Raw genomic sequence first — 20,679 nt, forward strand, 5'->3', positions numbered from 1 at the left:
GCCCACGTTCAGAACGCCATCGACGCCTGCATGTAGATCGTGCGCGGCTGGCCCACGAACTTGCCGCCGTTGTTGTCGGTGGAGCGCGTGTAGTAGCGGCGATCGAACAGGTTCTTGACGCCCACGGCCAGCTTCAGGTTGTTCATGTCGCGGCCGAAGTCGTAGCCCGCGCGCAACGCCACCGTGGCAAAGCCGGGAATGTCGCCCAGGCGTCCGCTGGCGTCTTCCTCGGTGACGTAGCCCGCGCCCGCGTCGGGCGAACCCGGCGAATGTTGCTTGGACTGCGCGAAGACGTCGGCGTTGAAGGTCCAGCGCTGCACGGCGTACCGGGCGCCGACGGAAGCCACCTGGCGCGAGTACAGCGGCAGGTCGCGGCCTTCGAAGGCACCGGCGCGGGCGATGGCTTGTGTATACGTATAGGAAGCGTAGACGGACAGGCCGCGCAAGGCATCGCTGAGGTCGCCCATGTCGTAACGCAGCGCCGATTCCACGCCGCGGTGGCGGGTGGCGCCCAGATTGGTCCACATCCCCTCGCCCACGATCGACCGGGTCAGCTGCAATTCCTTGTCGAAATCGATGTTGAACAAGGTCAGTTCGCCGCTCCAGGCCTCACCCGCAAAGTGCGTGCCGATTTCGTAGGTCTTGGCGGTTTCCGGGTGCAGGCCTTCGGTGGTGGATGCCAACTGGCTGTACTGCTGGGGGCCGAACGACTTCCCGGCGTTGGCGAACAGCGACCACTTTTCGTCCACGCGATACAGCACCGACATCGTCGGCAAGGTCACGCGCGAATCGATCGACGGCGACAAGGCGCTGGTGACGGCACCGGTCGCCGTGTTGAAGTTGGTGACGTTGTTGTAGGTGCTGATGCTTTCGAAACGCACGCCGGGCGTGATCGTCCATTTGCCGATGTCGATGCGGTCGTCGATATAGAAGGCATGGGCGGTGGTGCCGCCTTCGCTCGTCTGGTAAGTCGGCATGTTCAGGTCGAACGCGTCGCCGCCGGCGGCCGGGTTGTAGTAGGCCGTGCGCCCCGCCACTTCCGAGCTGCTTTCCTTCAGGTAGCGGTAGCCGACGGTGACTTCCTGCACAAACGAGCCGGAATCGAACAGGCGCGAGTAGCGCGGCTCGAAGCCGAAATAGTGGTAGCTGCGAGGCGCGGTCGTCAGGCGGAATTGATTCGCCGTGGCGCCGGTGCCGCCCTGCTCGATATAGCTGCCTCGGAAAGAATCCACGTAGTACGTCAGCACTTCGAAATTATTGAGGCCGTCATTATGCGTGTATTTCAACGAGCCGTCGGTACGGCGGCCGGTGAACTGGTCGTACTGGCGGGTGGACTGGAACGGATCTTCCGAGTATTGCGCGGTGGTCAGGCCGCCGGGCATCCTGCCCTTGCCTTCAAAGTGGTGCAGCGAAACGGCCACGTCGTCGGTCGCCGAAAAACGGTAGGCCCCCTTCAGGATCACGTCGTCGATATCGGTCGAATCGTTGCTGGAACGATAGCCGTCGCCGTGCGTGCCGGAATATAGCAGCGCGCCGCCCAGCCCGCGGTCGGTCGTGCCGCCCACGAACAGGCTGGGCGTCGTCTTCACGTTGCCACCGTGGCTGTAGATTTCGCTGCCGACATTCAGGCTGGTCGTGAACGCCTGCGGGATCTGGCGCGTCACGAAGTTGATGATGCCGCCCACGTTCTGCGGGCCGTACCGGACCGAACCCGCGCCGCGTACCACGTCGACCGATTCCAGGTTGCCCAGCGACACGGGCGCCAGCGACAACTGCGGTTGACCGTAGGGCGCGTACGCCATCGGCACGCCATCCATCAAGATGGTGGACCGGGGCGACAGGCGCGACGTCAGGCCGCGCACCCCCACGTTCAGCGACACGTCGCTGCCGCCCGTACCGTTGCTGTCCTGCACCTGGACGCCGGGGATCTGGCGCAATACGTCGCGCACGTTGCTGGAACCGCTTTCCTCGATCTGTTGCTGTTCGACAACCGTACGGGCGCCGGGATGCGACAGCACTTTTTCCTCGGTGGGTGTGCCCAGCCAGTCGCCGGTCACGGTCACGGCCGCCAATTCGCCGCCCTCCGCCGATGCGGCGGCAGGCGCCGTCTGCCCGTGCGCCATGCCGGACAAGCCGGCCAACGCGGCGGCGATGGCCGCCGCACGGCGGTTCAACGGGAATCCGGCCCGCGTGTTTTCGATTCTGGCCTTAGCCATCTTGCTCTTCTCCAAGCGCCCTGTTGAGGCGTCACCATGATTGGCGGTCATCCTCAGTGCGACCTGGAGCTGCAAGAGTCAATGACACCGAAGCCGGACCATCAGGGGCCGACTTCGGGCCGAAGTATAAATAGGATCCATTTTCAAGTAAATAGGCGCCAAAATGTTCACCACATCTCGCTAACTGATTGATATGTTAATGTTTTTCGTCTGCCGAGATGCCAAGCAAGACGTAGCGCCTGCTGGCGTAGATCGGTGTGATCCGCCCTGAAATGCGCGTGCGGATGTCCGCCGCAAGTCTACCAACCGTCGTCCAAGACCCGCGCCGAGGTCCGCGCGGACCTCAGGCTCTGGACCCGGGCCGGCCTGGCCGACCTGCACCGTGGCGAATTGGAACCCGACGTCTTCGGCCTGGATTACCGCACCCGCTATGCCGACTACGTGCGGATGCGCAGCGGCCAGGAATACACGGCCGAACTCTGCAGGCAGCTGGGCGCGGCCGGCTAGGCGCCTCGGACTAGTCGCCCCCTGGGGGCGCGCCTGACGGGAATATGGGGTGCCCGGCCAATGACGCGGCCGGGCACCCTTTTTTCGTTCCGCATTCTGGGAAAAGCGGCTTGACAGCCCTCATCACGCTGCGTTTGCTGGTGCTCATTTAGTGAATAATGGCTATACAATTCGGCCCGATTCATCGCAAGCGGTCAGCCCACTGAAAAATGGGTCCTGGATCGTGCTTGCGCCTATGAACACTTTCAGGGTGATGCATGGCGGTTGTCCCCGTTTTTCTGTCTGTTGTGCTGGTGGTGCGTAATCAAGCCTCACAGCTTGAGACGCTGCTCGCCGAGGCCCAGGCTCATGTGGCATCGTGCGTCAGCGACTATGAGTTGATCGTGGTCGATAACGCCTCCGACGACAGCAGCATCGCCGAACTGAAGCGCTTGGCGGGCGAGCATGGCTTGCCCAATCTGCAGGTGTATGCGCTAGCCAAGCAGGTCGACACGGATACCGCGACCTGGGTCGGCCTGGAAAACGCGCTGGGCGATTTTGTGGCTGCCCTTGACCCGATGACGGACGACATCGCATTTTTGCCGACGATGCTGGAAAGCGCAGTTTGCGGTGCGGATGTCGTGTTCGCCGACAATGCCCAGAAGGTTCCGCAAAGCCTGGCCTATCGGATGGCGGCTTCGGCGTTCAGCGCCCTGTATGTCCGGTTCAAGGGCATCCATCTGTCCAAAGAGGCGCCGCAATACCGCATGCTGAGCAAGCGCGTGGTCAATTTCATTCTTCAGCATTCTCAACCCGCCGTGACCTATCGCCATTTGCCGGCAACCGGGGGGTTCGCGCGCGTCAACCTCAGTTACAGCGCGGCGCCCAAAAGTGCCGGCAAGAAGCAGTTGGGCGAGAGCGTCGAACGGGGGCTTCGCCTGCTGGTCTCGACCACGCATGCGCCGATGCGCCTGGTGACGACGCTTTCGCTGTTCGGTGCCCTGGCCAACGTGGTGTATTGCATCTATGTGATCATCGTCGGTCTGGTGAAGGCCGATGTGGCGCCGGGCTGGATCAGCCTGTCCTTGCAGCAATCGGGCATGTTTTTTCTTATTTCGCTGGTCTTGCTGGTTCTGGGCGAATATATCCTTCATATGGCCAGCCTTTCCAACGAAGGCCCGCTCTATTACGTCAGCCAGGAATTCACCAGTGCGCGGATGACGCGCCACCAGAAGCTGAATATCGAAGAGGCGGCCAGTGTTCAGCGGGACGACGGCGGCATTGATACTCCCCCGTCGATCTGAGGCGGGCGCGTCGGCATGCACAGCGCGGTCATCATCGGCGGAGGGTTTTATGGCGTAGCCATCGCGGTCTATCTGGCCAGACAGCGAGGCCTGAAACGCATTTTGCTGGTCGAGCGTGAGGCGTCGTTGCTTTCCCGTGCCTCCTACAACAACCAGGCCCGGGTCCACAATGGCTATCACTATCCACGCAGCTATACGACCGCCTATCGCAGCCGGGTGAATCTACCGCGCTTCGTGCGCGATTGGCCCGCCGCCATCAAGCAGGATTTCACCAAGCTGTATGCGATCGCTCGGCGCAATTCCAAGGTCACGGCCAAGCAGTTCGAGCGATTCTGCCGCGAAATCGGCGCAAGGCTTCAGCCTGTCGACCGGGGGTTGCGCACTTTGTTCGATCCGCGTCTGATCGAAGAGGTATTTCTGGTGGACGAATACGCCTTTGACACCGGCAAGCTGGCGCAATGGGCGATTGACGAACTGAGCGCTGCAGGCGTGGAGCTGCGCTTGCAGACCCGGGTGACGGAGATTGCCCAAGGGCCGGAGGACCGTTTGCAGCTGGTGCTGGAGCCGCAGCATGGGGATTCTGAGCGTATCTCCTGCCGCTACGCTTTCAATTGCACCTATAGCGGTTTGAACCAATTCCGGGGGGACGCGCCGATGAGCCGGGCGGGATTGAAGCAGGAAATCAGCGAAATGGCCTTGATGCAGATGCCCGCCGCATTGAATGGCCTGGGCATTACCGTGATGGACGGCCCTTTTTTTTCGATGATGCCCTTCCCGGCCAGAGGCCTGCACACCCTGTCCCATGTGCGCTATACGCCGCATTTGCACTGGAAGGACGAACAAGGCCTTGATCCATACCAGAAACTGGCCAGTTATCAGCAGGATAGCCGCGTAGACCGAATGGTCCGCGACGCGGGGCGCTACCTGCCGGCGATACTGCAGGCAAAGTACGTGGAGTCGTTGTTCGAGGTCAAGACCGTATTAATAAAGAACGAGAGCGACGATGGCCGCCCGATTCTGTTCGAAAAGCACGCGGAGTACCCCGGCTGCTATTCGGTGCTGGGCGGAAAGATCGACAACATCTATGACGTCATGGAGAGGCTGGATCTTGAGAGGTTTGCAGTTGAATAAAATGGCTCAAGCCGTTTTTGTCGTCGTCGCCACCGCCCTGGCCGCCGTCGCCTGCTATCTCTATTTTCCGGGAGCCATGACCTGGGACAGCTTTGACCAGCTGCGGCAGGCGCGTGTGAACGAATACAGTGACTGGCAGCCGCCGGCGATGGCCTATCTGTGGCGCCATCTGCTGTGGCTGCAGGATGGCCCGGGCGTCATGCTGGTCTTTCACGTCTCCATGCTGTGCCTGGCGTCCGTTCTGCTTTGCGCGTGGGGCATCCGTCAGGGCGCGCGCTTTGGCGCGGTGTTCGCCCTGATTCCCCTTCTTCCCTGGGTCGTGAACTTCGAGTTTGTGATCTGGAAGGATATGGGCATGGCATACGCATGGTTGCTCGCGGCTGCCATCGCGATCTTTTACGCCGACCGGGAAAGGTTTCCGCTGGCGGCGGCTATCGCCGTGTTGGGGTGCTTCCTGTATGGATTTCTGGTGCGGGCGAACTCTCCCGCAGGCGCCATATTCTTCTTGCCGTTTCTCGCCTCCTGCATTTTCAAAAGAAAATCCTTGCTGTTCTATGGGCTCAATGCCCTCTGCGTGGTGCTGGCGTTCCTGGTCCTGCCCAAAATGTTCAATACATGGGTAGCCGCCGAATCCCGTCATCCGACCAGCTATGTCATGTTTGACGATCTGGTGGCGTTGCGCCTGGCGGGTGTGACGGGCGATGCCAGTATCCTCTCCGCGGACGATCTGGCACGCGTGACATCCTGCGATCTCTGGAACAAGGGAGAAGTGGGTTCGGCGTTCTGCATCGGCGACACGTTCGAAGACCTTCGTGCCAACCGCTATTCCGAATTGAAGGCGGAGTGGCTGTCGGTCGTGCCGAACCACCTCGGCAAGTACCTCGCCTATCGGCTAGGCGCCTTCATGACCTTGTTGAGATCGCCAAACAGCGAGACTTACTACATCAGCGAATTCCGGGTGCCGAAACCGCCGTATCTTGTCGGCGCCGACACGCAGTCGCCTTCACCCGGCGCCGCCTGGATCGAGGACTACGTCGCCCGTGCCGCCCAGGCGCTTCCGATGCTTTTCAAACCGTATTTCTGGCTCGCGCTTTCATTGCTGCTTGCCGGGCTGATGAAGGTTTCGCTGAGGCGGCATTCCCCGCCCTACTATCTGTTGCCGCTGTCGGGGGTGTCGTACCTGGTCGGATTCCTTCCGATCACCCCGGCCGGAGATTTTCGCTATGCCTATTGGCTATGCCTTATCGCCACGGTATCGCTGATGCTATATCTTGTACTGATCTTGTCTCGCGGTAGAACGACATGAATGCGTTGATTGGTTTTTCCGGCTTTGTCGGCAGTACGCTGCTCAAGCAGACGGCTTTCGAGCATCTGTACCGATCGACCAATATCGGCGATATCGAAGGAAGGACCTTCGATACGATCGTCTGCGCCGGCGCGCCTGCCCAGAAATGGCTGGCCAACCGCGATCCCGCGGCCGACCGTGAAAAGATCGATGGACTGATCGGCCACTTGAAGACGGTCCAGTGCAAACGGTTCATATTGATCAGCACCGTGGATGTGTTCAAGAACCCTGTCGGCGTCGATGAGCTCACGCCGGTAGATATGGATGGCTTGCATGCCTACGGCCTGCACCGTCGTCAGCTGGAGCAATTCGTCGAGACGACGTTTCCTGGCCATCTGATCGTCCGCCTGCCAGGTCTGGTCGGCCCCGGGTTGCGCAAGAACGTCATCTTCGATTTTCTGAATGGAAACAACCTGCATTCCATCGAAAGCCGCGGCGTGTTCCAGTTCTATCCCATGATCAACCTCTGGTACGACATCGAACTTGCCTTGCAGGCCGGCCTGCACCTGGTGCACCTGACTGCGGAGCCCATCAGCGTGAGCCAGGTGTCATCGCAAGGGTTCGGCAAGGCATTCGAACAGGAATTGGACGGTACGCCGGCGCGCTATGACATGCGTTCGCGCCACGCCGGCGTCTTCGGGGCGGCGGGCGACTATCAATACACGGCCAGAGAGACCTTGCAAGCCATTCGCGCTTATGCTCAATCCGAAGCCGTGAGTCTGGACCCGGGGGCATGAACGTGAGGCTGGCCATTTCCAATATCGCCTGGGACGTCGCGGAAGACGCTGCCGTTTCCCGGTTGCTGGGGCGCCATGGCATCGACGCGATCGATGTGGCGCCGGGCAAGTATTTTCCTGATCCGCGCCAAGCCAGCGATCAGGCGATTGCCCGGGTCAAGCACTGGTGGGCGGACCAGGGCATCGAAATCACCGGAATGCAGGCGTTGTTGTTCGGCACCACCGGCTTGAACGTGTTCGGGCTGCCCGCCGTTCAAACCGCGTTGCTGGACCACCTGGCCGCCGTGTGCCGCATCGCTTGCGGCCTGGGCGCAGTGCGCGTGGTATTTGGTTCACCCAAGAACCGGATTCGCGCCGGGCTGAGCGACGACGCCTCCACGGCTGTAGCCCTGTCCTTCTTTCGGCGCCTGGGCGATGTGGCGGACGCGCATGGCGTCCTGATATGCCTGGAGCCCAATCCGACCTGTTACGGCGCCGATTTCATGACGACAAGCGCCGAGACCGCGCAAGTGGTCGAGGCGGTGGCGCATCCCGCGATCAGGATGCAGTTCGACACCGGCGCGCTGACGATCAACGATGAAAATCCGGCTCAGGTGCTGGATCGGTTCGGCGCGCTGATTGGCCACGTGCATGCCAGCGAACCGGGTTTGCTGCCCCTGGGCGATGGTGCGTGCGATCATGCCGCCATGCATGCGGCGCTGGCCACGACGCTACCTCGTCATCCGGTATGCATCGAGATGGTCGCGACGACGGCCGAACCGCACCTGGCCAGTATCGAGCGGGCCCTGAAGACGGCCATCGCCAACTATCGGCCGGAAACGGCGGGCGCAATCCGATGAAATGGCTGATCCTCATTCTGGGCATCGTGTCCAACGCGTCGGCCAGTGTGCTGGTCAAGATGGCCATGATGCCGCCGCGTCAGTTCCCCTCGCTGGGGGATCCCAAGGCCGCGTTGAGCAACTGGCCTTTCTGGTTGGGATTGGCGCTCTATGGCGGGGCTTTCCTGCTTTATGCCGCGGCGCTGGCTCGCCTGCCTTTGAATGTGGCTCACCCGGTTCTGACCTCGGGCGCGGTGGCCACGGTTGCGCTGTTGTCGGTAGTGCTGTTTCGCGAACCTTTTCATTGGACGACCGCGCTCGGCATCTTGATGGTGATTGGCGGCGTTCTCCTGATCACCGCGCGTGTGAATTGACCAGACCATGACCCAACCTGCACAGCTTGCTCCAGAGGCACGTGCCACCTGGCAAGTCCCGGCGTTCGAGACACGACTTTCGCAAGGCCGCCTGCATCCCTGGTGCGTGGTGATTCCGGTCATCAATGAGGGTGCTCGAATCCGGAACTTGCTTGCGCGGATGGCGGCACTGAACATCGACGGCCTGGCCGACATCATCATTGTGGACGGCGGCAGCAAGGATGGCTCGTTGGAATTGAGCTTCCTTAAGCAGATGGGGGTTCGAGACCTGCTGCTCAAAACCGGACCGGGAAAACTCAGCGCCCAACTCCGATGCGCCTATGCCTACGCCCTGGACCAGGGTTATGAAGGCATCGTAACGATCGACGGGAATGACAAGGATGATCCGGAGGCCATTCCCCGCTTCATTGACATGCTCGCGCGCGGCTTTGATTTTGTGCAAGCCTCACGCTTCGTAAAAGGCGGTGTGGCCGAAAACACGCCCGCCTCGCGAGACCTGGCGATACGGTTCATTCACGCTCCGATGCTGAGTCTGTTTTCGGGCTTTCGCTGGACCGATACCACGCAGGGTTTTCGCGCCTACAGCCGAAAATTGTTGCTCGATCCCGCCGTGGCGCCCTTCCGCGACGTGTTCATGAGCTATGAATTGCTGGCCTATTTGTCGTATCGGGCGCCGAAGTTGGCGTATCGCTGCGTCGAAATTCCGACCGTGCGCAGGTATCCCAAGGGTGAAGTGCCCACCAAGATCAGCGCGTTCAAAGGCAATCTGGCGGTGCTTGCCACCTTGTTCCGGGCTTGCTTCGGGCGCTACAACCCGACGAAATCGACACGGACCGGCGGCTGATCACGCACGCTATCGGTATGCGGCCCCTCGAATAAGCCGACATTTCGCAGGCCGATGAGCGAGCGCGCTCCGTCGGCGTGGTGGATCGCCATCGATTTTAATCTTGATAATTTACTTTAACTAAATCACTTTAAGTGCCGATTAAAATCAAATAATAATCAATGGCTTAAGGCGATTAGTTAAAGTTGAATCGATAGTGAGACCAGGCACCGCGAGATGCCTGCATGGCTTTTTTCGGGAATACCCGAAGAAACTTTTCCGCGCTCGCATCGGTCGCAAATTGTTCAGGTTTCCGTCAGGTGCTTTCTCCGGCATCCGCCGCGCCTGAGACCCGCCGCCCCCCTGCGAGAGCCTCCATGACACTGATCCGTCCGCGCGCCGCCGCGTTACCGACCCGTATGCCCCGTGAGGAGAAACCAGGGTTATCGGTGATGGACGCCACTGTGGTGCTGGTGGGCGTGGTGATCGGCATCGGCATCTTCGGTTTTCCGCCCCTGGTCGCGCAGCACGCCGGGTCCGAGGCCATGTACCTGGCGCTTTGGTGCGCGGGTGGACTGGTGATGCTGGTGGGCGCGCTGTGCTACGCGGAACTGGGCTCGGCCTACCCCGGCGCCGGTGGCGAATACCTGTACCTGACCCGGGCCTGGGGGCCGCGCGTAGGCTTGATGTTCGCCTGGGCCCGCTGCACCGTGATCCAGACCGGCGCGATCGCGGTGGTCGCCTACATCTACGGTGATTACGCGAATCGGCTGCTGCCGCTGGGCGCCCACGGCCCGGCCGTGCATGCCGCGATCTCGGTGGTGGCGCTGACCGCGCTGAACATGGTCGGCACGCGCTATTCCAAACGCCTGCAATGGGTCTTCACCATGCTGACCCTGGCGGCATTGGGGGCGGTCCTCGTCGCCAGCCTGACGGCAATGGGCGACACGGCGGCCCCCTTCGCAACGCCCGCGCCCCTGGCGGGCAATGCGGCGGGCCTGATGGGGATGGGCATGGTGTTCGTGCTGCTGACTTACGGCGGATGGAACGAAGCCGCCTATCTCAGCGGCGAACTGCGCGACCCGGGCCGCAACATGAGCCGGATGCTGCTGATCGGCACGGCGGTCGTGACGGGCGCCTATCTGTTGACCAATCTGGCGCTGCTGGAGATCTTCGGTTTGCAAGGCTTGCGCGACACGCCGGCGTTGGGCGCCGACGTCATGCAGCTGGCTGCGGGCCCTTATGCCGCCGCCCTGCTCAGCCTGACTGTCTGCGCCACCGCGCTTAGCACCATCAACGGCACCATCATCACCGGTGCCCGCGTGTACTACGCCTTGGGCCGCGACGTGCCGCGGCTGCACGCGCTGGCGGGCTGGAGCGCCCGCGACGATACGCCGGTCGCCGCGCTGCTGGCGCAAGGCGCGATCACCCTGCTGCTGGTGGGCCTGGGCGCCTTCAGTCAGAACAGCGTGCAGACGCTGGTGGCCTACACCGCGCCGGTGTTCTGGCTATTCATGCTGCTGGTGGCGGCCTCGGTGTGGCGCTTGCGGCAACGGGATCCAGAGCGTCCCCGGCCCTTTCGCGTGCCCCTCTATCCCCTGCCCCCGCTGCTGCTGGGCCTGACCTGCGCGGGGCTGGTCTATTCCAGCGCCGTCTACGCGGGCGCCGGCGCCCTGATCGGATTGGCGGTGCTGGCGGCAGGCATGCCCCTGCTGCGCTTGCTCAAACCTGCCCGGATGCCTGACTAACCCCCAAGGAGAGCCCATCATGCAACCCTCCACGTCCCCCCTTGCCGCCGGCCGCCGCCTGCGCATGCCTCTCGCCCGAACCGCTGCGGCGGCCACGGCCATGGCGCTGTCCCTGGCGTTCGCCGCCACGGCCGCCGCCCAGTCGGCGACCGCCCCGGGTGCAACGCCCGAAACCTCCAAAGACTACGTCCCGGACGTCGGCCAGGAAGGCAAGGACGTGATCTGGGTGCCGACGCCGCAAACGTTGGTGGATAAGATGCTGGACATGGCCAAAGTCACGCCGAAGGACCGGCTGATGGACCTGGGGTCCGGCGACGGCCGCACCGTGATCACGGCCGCCCAGCGCGGCCTGACCGCGCAAGGCATCGAATACAACCCCGATCTGGTCGAGTTGTCGCGCCGTAACGCGCAACGGGCCGGCGTCGCGGACCGCGCCACGTTCGTGGCAGCCGACCTGTTCCAGACCGATCTGTCCAAGGCGGACGTGATTACCATGTTCCTGCTGTCCACCATCAACGAAAAGCTGCGGCCCACGCTGCTGCAGCTGCCGCCGGGCACCCGGGTAGTGTCCAACACCTTCCGGATGGGCGACTGGGAACCCGATGCGTCCGAAACCGTTACCCAGGATTGTTCGACCTACTGCACCGCATTGCTGTGGATCGTGCCTGCCAAGGTCGACGGCAAATGGGAGGTGGACGGCCAGACGCTGCATCTGACGCAGCAGTACCAGATGCTGTCGGGCAAGCTCGGCAAAGCGGACATTTCGGATGCCCGCCTGAAGGGCAACGAGATCTCGTTCAGCGCCAATGGCGTGCGCTATACCGGTGAGGTCAATGGCCAGACCATGAGCGGGACGGCGGCGGGCAAAGGCAGCTGGACCGCCCGGCGCAGTTGACGCGTTTGACCGGTCCGCTTCTCATGCAATAGCATGCGTTGCATGAGAAGAGACAGCAAACTTTCGGGCGTGCTCCACGTTCTGTTGCACATGGCCGAGGCGCCCGGCCCCATGACGTCCGACGACCTGGGACGGGTCATGCAGACCAATCCCGTCGTCATCCGCCGCATCATGGCCGGATTGCGCGACCAAGGGCTGGTGCATTCCGAAAAGGGCCATGGCGGCGGCTGGACAATTTCGTGCGATTTCAACCGCGTGACGCTGCGCGACATCTACGAAGCCCTGGGCTCGCCCGAGATCTTCGCCATGGGCAACCGCAGCGAGTCGCCCGGCTGCCTGGTCGAAGCCGCCGTCAACAAGGCGCTGAACGGCGCTTTCGAAGACGCCGAAGCCCTGCTGATGGCGCGGTTCGCCGGGGTGACGCTCGCCGCGCTCAGCAAGGATTTCCATGCCGGCATGCTGCGCCATGGCCGGGGGTTCAGCGAGGCGACGGCGCACGCCGAATGACGCCTAGCGCGGGGGACGCTGGGGAAAACTGCGTTCGAAGATGCCCTCGGCGATGCGGTTCTTCAGGATCTCGATAGAGCCGCCGGCGATCATCCACCCGCGGCACCGGCGCACGCAATACTCCACCAGCGATTCCCGGCTGTAGCCCAAACCGCCCAGCACCTGCAAGGCATCATTGGCCACGTCGAAGCCCACCTGGTTGCAGTAGGCCTTGGCGATGGCGGTATCCGTGGCTGACGGGAAGCCGGTGTCCGCCCCGCTGGCCGCCCGGTACAGCAGCAATTGGGCGGCATCCAGCTTGATCCGCATATCCGCGAATTTCCATTGCAAGCCCTGGAACTCGCACAACAGGCGGCCGAACTGCTTGCGCTGCATGGCCCAGTTGCGCGCTTCTTCGTAGGCGTAGCGGCCAAGCGCCAGCGAGCGCGCCGTGTTGCCGATGCGCTCGACGTTGAAGCCGGCGATCTGCTTCTTGAAACCGCCCTCGCCCAGGACGACCATGTCGTCGGCCACGAATACGTTGTCGAAGAAAATCTCGACCCATTCCTCGCCGGACATGAAGGCGGAGCGTTTGCCCAGCTTCACGCCGGGGGCCTTGGTATCGATCAGCACCGATCCGATGCCGCCCGTACCCGGGCCAAAGCGCACGTAGGTCAGGATCACGCTGGCGTGCGGGCCGTGGGTCGTGAAGATCTTGGTGCCGTTGATGCGCCAGCCGCCCTCGGCGCGCGTGGCGCTGGTCTTGAGTTCGGTCACCGCCGACCCGGCGTCGGGCTCGGTCATGCCGACGGAAATCAGCCCTTCGCCAGCCAGCAGCGCCGTCAGGTACTTTTGCTTTTGCAATGCGCTTCCGTATTCGGCCAGTACGCGGATAGCGCCGAAGTTACCTGCCTGCACCACGTCCGCGCTGCGCGGACATACGGACGCGACGGTCTCGATGGCGATGACGGCGTCCATCAATGAGCCGCCGACGCCGCCGTCCTGCTCGGCAATAGTGATGCCAAGCAACCCCTGTCCCGCCATCTTGCGGGCGACGTCCCAGGGGTAGTCGTCGGAATGGGCGCGTTCGACGGCGCCGTCGCGCAGTTCGCGATCCGCGAACCGGCGCACGGCGGTCTGGAAATCCTGTTGTTCCGGAGTCAGTTTGAAGTCCATCTAGGGTGTTCCCGATGCAGAGTTGGAAAAATAATTGAGGGGTCAGACCAGGCGCGCCAGCCCGTCGACGGCGACCACGCCATCGGCGCGGACAAACAAAGGGTTGATTTCGGCTTCCTCGACCCGCACGCCCGACAGGCACGCCAGCCGCGAAAACGCCGCGATGGCGCGGGCCAATGCGTCGCAATCGCCTTCGGGCAAGCCGCGGAACCCGCGTATCAGTCGGGTCTGCCGCACTTCCAGAATCATTCGGCGAGCTTCGTCTTCATCCACCGGCGCCAGGCGCAGCGCAAAGTCCGGCGCCAGCTCGGCGGCGATGCCGCCCGCGCCCAGCAACACCGTGGGGCCCACCAACGGGTCGTGGCGATAGCCCAGGATCAGTTCGATCAGCCGGCTTTCCATGGGTTGGACCAGGATGCCGTCGATCCGCGCGTCCGGCGCCTGGCGGCGCACCGCCTCCAGCATCTGGCGCACGGCGTTCGACAGTGCGTCGGCATCCGCGACGCCCACCCGGACGGCCCCGAGTTCGGTCTTGTGCGCCAAGTCAGGCGAGCAGACCTTGGCGACCAACGGGTACGGCACGTCGTGTCGCAGCGCGTCCGGCGCCAGCAGTTGGCCGGCCGCGACCGGCACGCCCAGGCTGCGGAAAAGCGCCCCTGCCTGGTGTTCGCTGAGCATGCCGCGCCGCGGCAGGTCTTGCGGCCAGGCCACGGGGTCGCCCTGGGCAGGCGGTTGGCCGGCGTCGGCGAAGAACACCGAGAGCGCGTCGGCGCAGGCTTCCGGCGTGCGAAAGGCGGCGATGCCGCCCGCCCGCAGCAAGGCCAGCGATTCCGGGGCCTCGGGCGCCAGGAAGACCGCCAGCGGTTTGCCGTCGGGCTTGTCGGCCTCCAGCAAAGGCTTGACCGCCAGGCCAGGATGGAATTGCGCCGACGACCCCACCACGCTCAGGACCGCGTCGCACCAATCGGCCCGCAGCAAGTGTTCAAGCAGCATCTTGTATTGCGCGCTGGTTGCGGCCAGCGTCAGGTCGATGACGGGCGTTTCACGAATGTTCAGGCCGGCTTGCGCGATCATCCGGACGAAATCGGGCGGTGGCGCCACGGCGGCCAGGCCGTACCGCCCCAGGTTGTCGACCACGGTCGCGGCGCCGCCGCCCGTTGTCGTGATCACGGCCACTCGGGTGGCTGCAGGCGGCACGGCGGCCGATGGGCGCGGCGGGCGGGCATGGCGCGAGGCCAGCGGCGCGATCTCGAATAGCGTTTCCAGGTGCTGGACCCGCATGACCCCATGCGCCTTCAAGAAGGCGTCGACCGCCGCGTCGTTGCCCGCCATGGCGCCGGTATGCGACTGCGCCAGCGCGTCGCCCTGCTCGGACCGGCCCAGCTTGTAGGCGATCACCGGTTTGCCCTGGGCCCGCGCGCGCGTCAGCGCCCGGGCCAGCGCCGGCGCATCGCGCAAGGTTTCCAGGAACAGCAGGATGACCTTGCTGTGCGGATCGTCCACCAGCGCGTCAACCACCTCGCCGACCGAGATATCGCTTTCATTGCCAACCGACACCGACTTGGCGAAGCCGAACCCGCGGGCGGCGGCCCGCGACAGCAGCGACCCCATCATCGATCCGCTCTGCGACACCAGGCTGATGTCGCCGGGCAGTAAGGTATCGGCTTCGAAGGCGGCGTTCACAGAAAGGATGCCGCCGGTATGCAGGTCGGCCAGGCCGATGCTGTTCGGCCCCAGCAGGCGCAGGCCCAGTCCGCGCGCTTGCGCCACCAGCGCGGCCTGGCGCGCCTGGCCGTCCGGCCCGGTCTCACCGAACCCGTCTGAATAAACGGTCACGACCTGCGCGCCCGCGTCGGCGCATGCCGGCAGCAGCGCGGCCACCTCACTGCCGGGAATCATCACGAAGACGTGGTCCACCGGCCCGGGCAGGCCGGCCAGTGAGGGATAGGCCTGTTCGCCCAGGATGTCGGCGCGGGCGGCGTTGATGGGATAGACGGCGCCGGTATAGCCGTGCTTGCGCATGAATCGCAAGGGGCGCGCAGTGTTCTTGCGCACGTCGCCCGAGGCCCCCACCAGGGCAATGGCGCGGGGGGACAGCAGCGCGTCGGCAAAGGACGGCGATAAGGAGGAAGAGGACATGGATGCGGCTGAAGTCATAGGTTCCGAAAGGGATGGGGGGTATCAAGGCCGGGGCATGTCGGCCGCCAGGCGCAACGCGCGCACGGGCATCGCGTCCAGGCGCCAGATGGCCTCGCGTAGCGCGCGGACGCGCGTGCGGCCCAGGACGGGGCCGGCCAATTCATCGAATTTGTCGTTGAGATCGGCATCGGACAGGGGCGACTCGGGGTCGCCCTTGCGGTAGGGGGAATGGTGTTCAAACACTTTCCCCTCACGGGTCGTGACCGACAAGCGGGCGGCGCGCATCGTCGGAAAGCCCGCAGTGAACGCCGGGTCGGCACGCAGCTCCAGCCGTTGCATCAGCTGGCGAACGTGCGCATCCCGCAAGCGTTCGGCGCCGAAGGCGTCCAACCGGACCGAACCGTGGACCAGCGCGTGCGCCACCACGTACGGCAGGCTGAACTTGGCTTCGAAGGCGGTGGCGGGCGCGAAGTTGCCCGTGACGTCCAGGGCGGTCTGATAGGCGTCCACGCGCAAGGACACGACGTCGTCCGCGCGCAGCCCCTGCTGGCGCAACGCCAGCGCGGCATCGATGGCGGCGAAGGTATGGCCGCAGCAGCCGTGGTTTTTCTGCGTGATCGACAGGATGTTGTAGCGCTGGCCCAGGCCGTCCACGGCCACGGCCCAGTCCGGATCTTCTGCCAAGGCCGCGCCGAAGCCGACCTGGCCTTCCAGGATGTCGGGCACGCCGGTAATGCCGTGCGCCGCGCCCTGCCCGGCCCGCACCCCCACTTCGGCGGCATGGCCAGCGTGCAGCGCCTTGCTCATCGCGTCGGACCGAAAGGCCTGCTGCAGGCCACTGGCCAACGTGCCGGCGGTGGCCAGCGCATGCAGCATCGTTTGCGCGTCGCCCGGGGCGCACAAGGCGGCGGCCGCCGCTGCGCTGCCGAAGCAGCCCACGGTGCCCGTCGTATGGAAGTAGCGGTAATGGGACGGCTGCACCGCGGCGCCGATGCGCGTCGATATTTCGTAACCCACGACGATGGCGTTCAGCAGCGCCTGGCCGCTGGCGTCGCCCTCTTCGGCCAGGGCCAGCGCGGCGGCGATGGTCGGACATCCCGGGTGGTAGATCGCGTCGCGGAAGATGTCGTCGAACTCCACGGCGTGCGACACGCTGCCGTTGATCCACGCCGCCGTGGCCGCGAAAGCGGTGGTGGCGCATCCGGGCAAGCTGGACGCGCCCGAGCCCAGCTCCGCCCCGTGCGCGCCCAGCAATTGCAGGCAAGGCGCGGTGCGCGTGCCCGGATATAGCGCGGACAACCAGTCCAGGAACGCGCGCTTGGCGTGGTGGACGACCTCGTCCGGCAGCCGCGCCAGCGTGTCTTGCGCGCCATAGGCGGCGATCGTGTCCAGCAGCATCCTTGTGTCTCCCTTGGTTGTTGCGGCGCGGCAAAGGCGTCGCCGATATCTGCCGTCCACTCTAGGCGGCCGGTCCCGGTTCAGGATTGATAAAAAGGAAAACGAGCGTTCTTGATCCGGGGGGGGCGGATTTGGAGATAGTTGCTTTGCCAATTTTTCATACCGCCGCGCCGGGGCCTTCCGTAAGCTGCATGGCAACAGACAGAAAAACAGACGCCATACCAAGGAGGAAGTAATGAGTGAGACAAAGACCCCGCTGGGCTTCATCGGCCTGGGCGTGATGGGGGAACCCATGTGCGCCAATCTGGTCCGCAAATCCGGGCACCCGGTGTATGTGACCGATATCAGCCCGGAGCCGGTCGCCCGGATCGGCGCACTGGGGGGCCACGCCTGCGCGTCGATCGTCGAAGTGGCGCAGAACGCCGAAATCGTGTTCCTGTCTTTGCCCAGCATCGTGCAGGTGGAACAGGTGTGCACCGGACCGGGCGGCCTGGTGCAAGCCGCCGGCCGCGTGCGCATCGTGGTCGACATGAGCACCAGCGACGTCGGCCGCACCCGCCGCCTGGCCGAAGTCCTGCGCGGCCACGGCATTCTGCTGATCGACGCGCCGGTAGCCCGGATGCGCGAAGCCGCCCGATTGGGCACGCTGATGATCACCGTGGGCGCCACCCGCGAGGATTACGAGGCGGTCTTGCCCTACCTGTCGTGCATGGGCACGGACGTGCTGCTTTGCGGCGGCGTCGGCAATGGCCAGGTGGTGAAGATCATGAACAACATGGTGGTGTTCATGACCGTCCACGCATTGGCCGAGGCCATCACGATCGGGCGCAGCGCGGGCGTCGACGGCACCCTGTTGCTGGATGCGCTGAGCAAGGGATCGGCCGACAGTTTCGTGCTGCGCAACCCGGGCCAGAAGGCGCTTGCCGCCGAAACCTTCCCTGAAAAGACCTTTCCGACCGAGTACGCCATCAAGGACATCCTGCTGGCGCTGGAACTGGCCAACCAGGGCGATGTCGACGCCCGTGCCGCCAAGCTGACGCATGACCTGCTTGAGCGCACGCGCGCCGCGGGTTACGTCAAGGAGTACTACCCGGTGATGGTCAAGCTGATCGAACGCGGCTACGCCTGATTCCCCCGTACTGCTGCGGCGCCCGCCGCGCCACGGCCTTCCCCTTTCGAGACAATCATGACATCCATGCTTCGCAGGTGGGCGCTGCCCGTGCTCGCCACCGCGCTCGGCTTCAATGCCGCGGCCGCGGACTACCCCGTCAAACCGATCACGCTGGTGATCGGATTCACCGCCGGCGGCCCGACGGACGCCGTCGGACGCTATCTGGCCCGCGGCCTGGAGGCCGAACTCGGCCAGACCATCGTGGTGGAAAACCGTCCGGGCGCCAACGGCGTCGTGGCATTGCAGGCGGTCAAGCGCGCCGCCGCCGACGGCTACACGCTGATGCTCGGCAGCAGCGGCACGCTGTCCATCGAACCCGTCTATAAGCAGAAGGTCGACTACCAGGTGCTGAAGGACTTCCAGCCCGTCGCCCTGGTCGCCAGCTACCCGTACCTGCTGGTCGTGCCTGCGGATTCCCCCTTCAAGACAGTGCAGGAACTGATCGCCGGCGCGCGCCAGAAGCCCGGCGCGCTGACCTTCGCGTCCGCCGGCAGCGGCGCCGTGAATCACCTGGCCGGCGAATGGTTCAAGAGCGCATCCAACGTCGACATTACCCATATTCCCTACAAGGGCGACTCGGCGGCGATCGCCGATCTGGTGGCCGGGCGGGTGGACATGGCGTTCTTGAGCGCGATCGCCGCGATGCCTCAAGTGCAGGCGGGCAAGATGCGCGCGCTTGGCATCGCCGCGGCCCAGCCGTCGTCCGTGGCGCCAGGCGTGCCCACCGTGGCGGAATCGGCCGGCATTGCGGGATTCACCGCCGAACCGTGGAACGGGGTGCTGGCGCCGGCCGGCGTGCCACCCGCCGTGACGCAGCGGTTGAACGCCGCGATCAACAAGGTGATGGGCACCGAGGCCTCGCGCGACGCGCTGCTCAAGCTGGGCCAATACCCCATGACCGGCACGCCCGAAGACTTCGCGCGGCACATTGGCGCGCAAACCGACCGCTGGGCGCAAGTCATGCAGACCAGCCACATCGCAAAGGCGGACTGAATGCACTATCCCGAACTGAACCTGCTGATCGGCGGCCGGGCGGTGCCCGCCGGCAACCGCCCGGGCCTGGAAGTGGTCGACCCGGCCACGCTGGCCGTACTGGGGCGCGTGCCGGTGGCGACGGCCGAAGACATCGACGAAGCGCTGGACGCGGCGCGGCGCAGCTTTGCCGCATGGCGCGATACGCCTGCGCTGGAGCGGGCGGTCATCCTGCGCCGCGCCGCCGCCCTCATGCGGGAACGCACTCCCCTCCTGGCGTGGCTGATCACCCGCGAACTTGGCAAACCGCTGGCCGAATCCGAAAAGGAAGTGGCGACCGCGGCCGAGATGTTCGAATGGGCCGCCGAAGAGGCCCGCCGCACGTATGGCCGCCTGATCCCCGGGCGCGTCGGCGGCATCCGGCAAATGGCCATCCCGGAGCCCGTCGGCCCGGTCGCTGCGTTCTCGGGCTGGAACGCGCCTGCGATCACGCCGTCGCGCAAGATCGCAGGCGCGTTGGCCGCCGGCTGCTCGATCGTGATCAAGCCGTCCGAGGAGACGCCTGCAATCGCGCTGGAAATCGGCCGCGCGCTGGCGGATGCCGGCCTGCCCGCCGGGGTGCTGAGCATGCTGTTTGGCGACCCGGGCGAGATCTCCCGGCGGTTGATCTCCTCGCCCGTGATCCGCATGGTGACCTTCACCGGATCCACATCCATCGGCCGCGATCTGGCGGTAATGGCCGCCAGCGGTCTGAAGCGCGCCACGCTGGAGCTGGGGGGGCATGCCCCGGTGCTGGTCTTCGGCGACGCCGATCCGGAAGCCGCCGCCGATGCACTGCTGGCCGCCAAGCTGCGCAATAGCGGCCAGATCTGCACGTCGCCCACCCGCATGTACGTGCAGCAAGGCGTCTATGAGCGCTTTGTGCAACGCCTGGCCGACCGGGCCCGCAGCTGGCGCGTGGGCAACGGCCTGGATGCCGGCGTGCAAATGGGGCCGATGGCGAACCCCCGCCGGTTGGCGGCCATGGAATCCATGGTGGCCGATGCCGTCACGCACGGCGCGCAGTTGGCCGCAGGCGGCACCCGGCTGGACCTGCCGGGCTGGTTCTGGGCGCCGACCGTGCTGCGCGATGTCGGCCCCGATTGCCTGGCCGCCAACACGGAGCCCTTCGGGCCACTGGCGCTTGTGCGACCTTTCCACGATATGGACGAAGCGCTGGCGCTGGCCAACCGCCTGCCGTTCGGTTTGGCGTCGTATGTGTTTACGCGCGACGCGGCGACCGCGCGGCTGGCGTCGGAGCGCATCGAAAGCGGCGTCGTGTGTAGCAACCATTGCCAGGCATCCCTGCCGGAGACGCCCTTTGGCGGATTCAAGGACAGCGGGCTGGGCAAGGAAGGCGGCGTCGAAGGCCTGCAGGAATTCATGCAGGTCAAGTACGTCAGCCAGATGTAGCCGCAGCA

At 64.6% G+C, this 20,679-nt stretch carries 17 protein-coding genes; 13 read left to right on the forward strand and 4 right to left on the reverse strand.

What is annotated here, in order from left to right; genetic code table 11:
• Positions 1-8 precede the first annotated feature (8 nt).
• Complete coding sequence (locus HG262_RS09820) at positions 9-2,216, reverse strand: TonB-dependent siderophore receptor (protein ID WP_169270827.1); 2,208 nt, start codon at positions 2,214-2,216, stop codon at positions 9-11.
• Positions 2,217-2,980: 764 nt separating this feature from the next.
• Here HG262_RS09820 and HG262_RS09830 point away from each other — a divergent pair.
• The 10 genes from HG262_RS09830 to HG262_RS09875 all read left to right on the forward strand — a co-directional run bounded on the left by HG262_RS09830 (position 2,981) and on the right by HG262_RS09875 (position 12,384).
• The gene (locus tag HG262_RS09830; RefSeq protein WP_169270828.1) at positions 2,981-4,006 is read left to right on the forward strand and encodes a glycosyltransferase; all 1,026 of its coding nucleotides are present in this window, start codon (positions 2,981-2,983) and stop codon (positions 4,004-4,006) included.
• 15 nt (positions 4,007-4,021) lie between these two features.
• Positions 4,022-5,137 carry an FAD-dependent oxidoreductase gene (locus tag HG262_RS09835; RefSeq protein ID WP_169270829.1) on the forward strand — a complete coding sequence of 372 codons (1,116 nt, stop codon included), beginning with the start codon at positions 4,022-4,024 and terminating at the stop codon, positions 5,135-5,137.
• A gap of 1 nt (position 5,138) precedes the next feature.
• The gene (locus HG262_RS09840; protein ID WP_169270830.1) at positions 5,139-6,443 is read left to right on the forward strand and encodes a hypothetical protein; all 1,305 of its coding nucleotides are present in this window, start codon (positions 5,139-5,141) and stop codon (positions 6,441-6,443) included.
• Positions 6,440-7,219, forward strand: coding sequence for a pyridine nucleotide transhydrogenase (locus HG262_RS09845; RefSeq protein WP_169270831.1), 780 nt, complete (start codon positions 6,440-6,442; stop codon positions 7,217-7,219). The genes HG262_RS09840 and HG262_RS09845 overlap by 4 nt, the downstream gene beginning before the upstream one ends.
• Entirely contained in the window at positions 7,216-8,058 is an 843-nt protein-coding gene (locus HG262_RS09850) for a TIM barrel protein (protein WP_211187106.1), read from the forward strand. The genes HG262_RS09845 and HG262_RS09850 overlap by 4 nt, the downstream gene beginning before the upstream one ends.
• Positions 8,055-8,411 carry an SMR family transporter gene (locus HG262_RS09855; RefSeq protein ID WP_169270832.1) on the forward strand — a complete coding sequence of 119 codons (357 nt, stop codon included), beginning with the start codon at positions 8,055-8,057 and terminating at the stop codon, positions 8,409-8,411. Before HG262_RS09850 ends, HG262_RS09855 begins: the two co-directional genes overlap by 4 nt.
• 7 nt (positions 8,412-8,418) lie before the next feature.
• Entirely contained in the window at positions 8,419-9,255 is an 837-nt protein-coding gene (locus HG262_RS09860; protein WP_169270833.1) for a glycosyltransferase family 2 protein, read from the forward strand.
• Positions 9,256-9,686: 431 nt separating this feature from the next.
• Positions 9,687-10,982 (forward strand): amino acid permease, encoded by a 1,296-nt coding sequence (locus tag HG262_RS09865; protein WP_211187126.1) that lies wholly within the window; start codon positions 9,687-9,689, stop codon positions 10,980-10,982.
• 19 nt (positions 10,983-11,001) lie between these two features.
• Positions 11,002-11,877: a class I SAM-dependent methyltransferase gene (locus HG262_RS09870; RefSeq protein ID WP_211187108.1), complete on the forward strand. Its 876-nt coding sequence runs from the start codon at positions 11,002-11,004 to the stop codon at positions 11,875-11,877.
• Positions 11,878-11,919: 42 nt separating this feature from the next.
• Positions 11,920-12,384, forward strand: a complete 465-nt coding sequence (locus HG262_RS09875) for an Rrf2 family transcriptional regulator (RefSeq protein ID WP_169270834.1) — start codon at positions 11,920-11,922, stop codon at positions 12,382-12,384.
• A 3-nt stretch (positions 12,385-12,387) separates the two neighbouring features.
• On the opposite strand, the gene HG262_RS09880 is transcribed toward HG262_RS09875, so the two are convergent.
• Genes HG262_RS09880 through HG262_RS09890 form a run of 3 tightly spaced genes read right to left on the reverse strand, consistent with a single transcriptional unit; the run spans position 12,388 to position 17,076 of the window.
• Positions 12,388-13,539, reverse strand: coding sequence for an acyl-CoA dehydrogenase family protein (locus HG262_RS09880; RefSeq protein ID WP_169270835.1), 1,152 nt, complete (start codon positions 13,537-13,539; stop codon positions 12,388-12,390).
• A gap of 42 nt (positions 13,540-13,581) precedes the next feature.
• On the reverse strand, positions 13,582-15,678 hold the full coding sequence (locus tag HG262_RS09885) for an acetate--CoA ligase family protein (protein WP_248293309.1): 2,097 nt from the start codon (positions 15,676-15,678) through the stop codon (positions 13,582-13,584).
• Positions 15,679-15,720: 42 nt separating this feature from the next.
• Positions 15,721-17,076, reverse strand: coding sequence for an MmgE/PrpD family protein (locus HG262_RS09890; RefSeq protein ID WP_169270837.1), 1,356 nt, complete (start codon positions 17,074-17,076; stop codon positions 15,721-15,723).
• Between the two features lie 235 nt (positions 17,077-17,311).
• Between HG262_RS09890 and HG262_RS09895 the strand changes: the two genes are divergently transcribed.
• Genes HG262_RS09895 through HG262_RS09905 form a run of 3 tightly spaced genes read left to right on the forward strand, consistent with a single transcriptional unit; the run spans position 17,312 to position 20,671 of the window.
• Positions 17,312-18,205, forward strand: coding sequence for an NAD(P)-dependent oxidoreductase (locus HG262_RS09895; protein WP_169270838.1), 894 nt, complete (start codon positions 17,312-17,314; stop codon positions 18,203-18,205).
• 57 nt (positions 18,206-18,262) lie between these two features.
• Positions 18,263-19,240, forward strand: coding sequence for a tripartite tricarboxylate transporter substrate binding protein (locus HG262_RS09900; protein WP_169270839.1), 978 nt, complete (start codon positions 18,263-18,265; stop codon positions 19,238-19,240).
• The gene (locus HG262_RS09905; protein WP_169270840.1) at positions 19,241-20,671 is read left to right on the forward strand and encodes an NAD-dependent succinate-semialdehyde dehydrogenase; all 1,431 of its coding nucleotides are present in this window, start codon (positions 19,241-19,243) and stop codon (positions 20,669-20,671) included.
• Positions 20,672-20,679: the final 8 nt, after the last annotated feature.

This window comes from Achromobacter sp. Bel, from assembly GCF_012928505.1.
GTDB lineage: Bacteria > Pseudomonadota > Gammaproteobacteria > Burkholderiales > Burkholderiaceae_B > Achromobacter.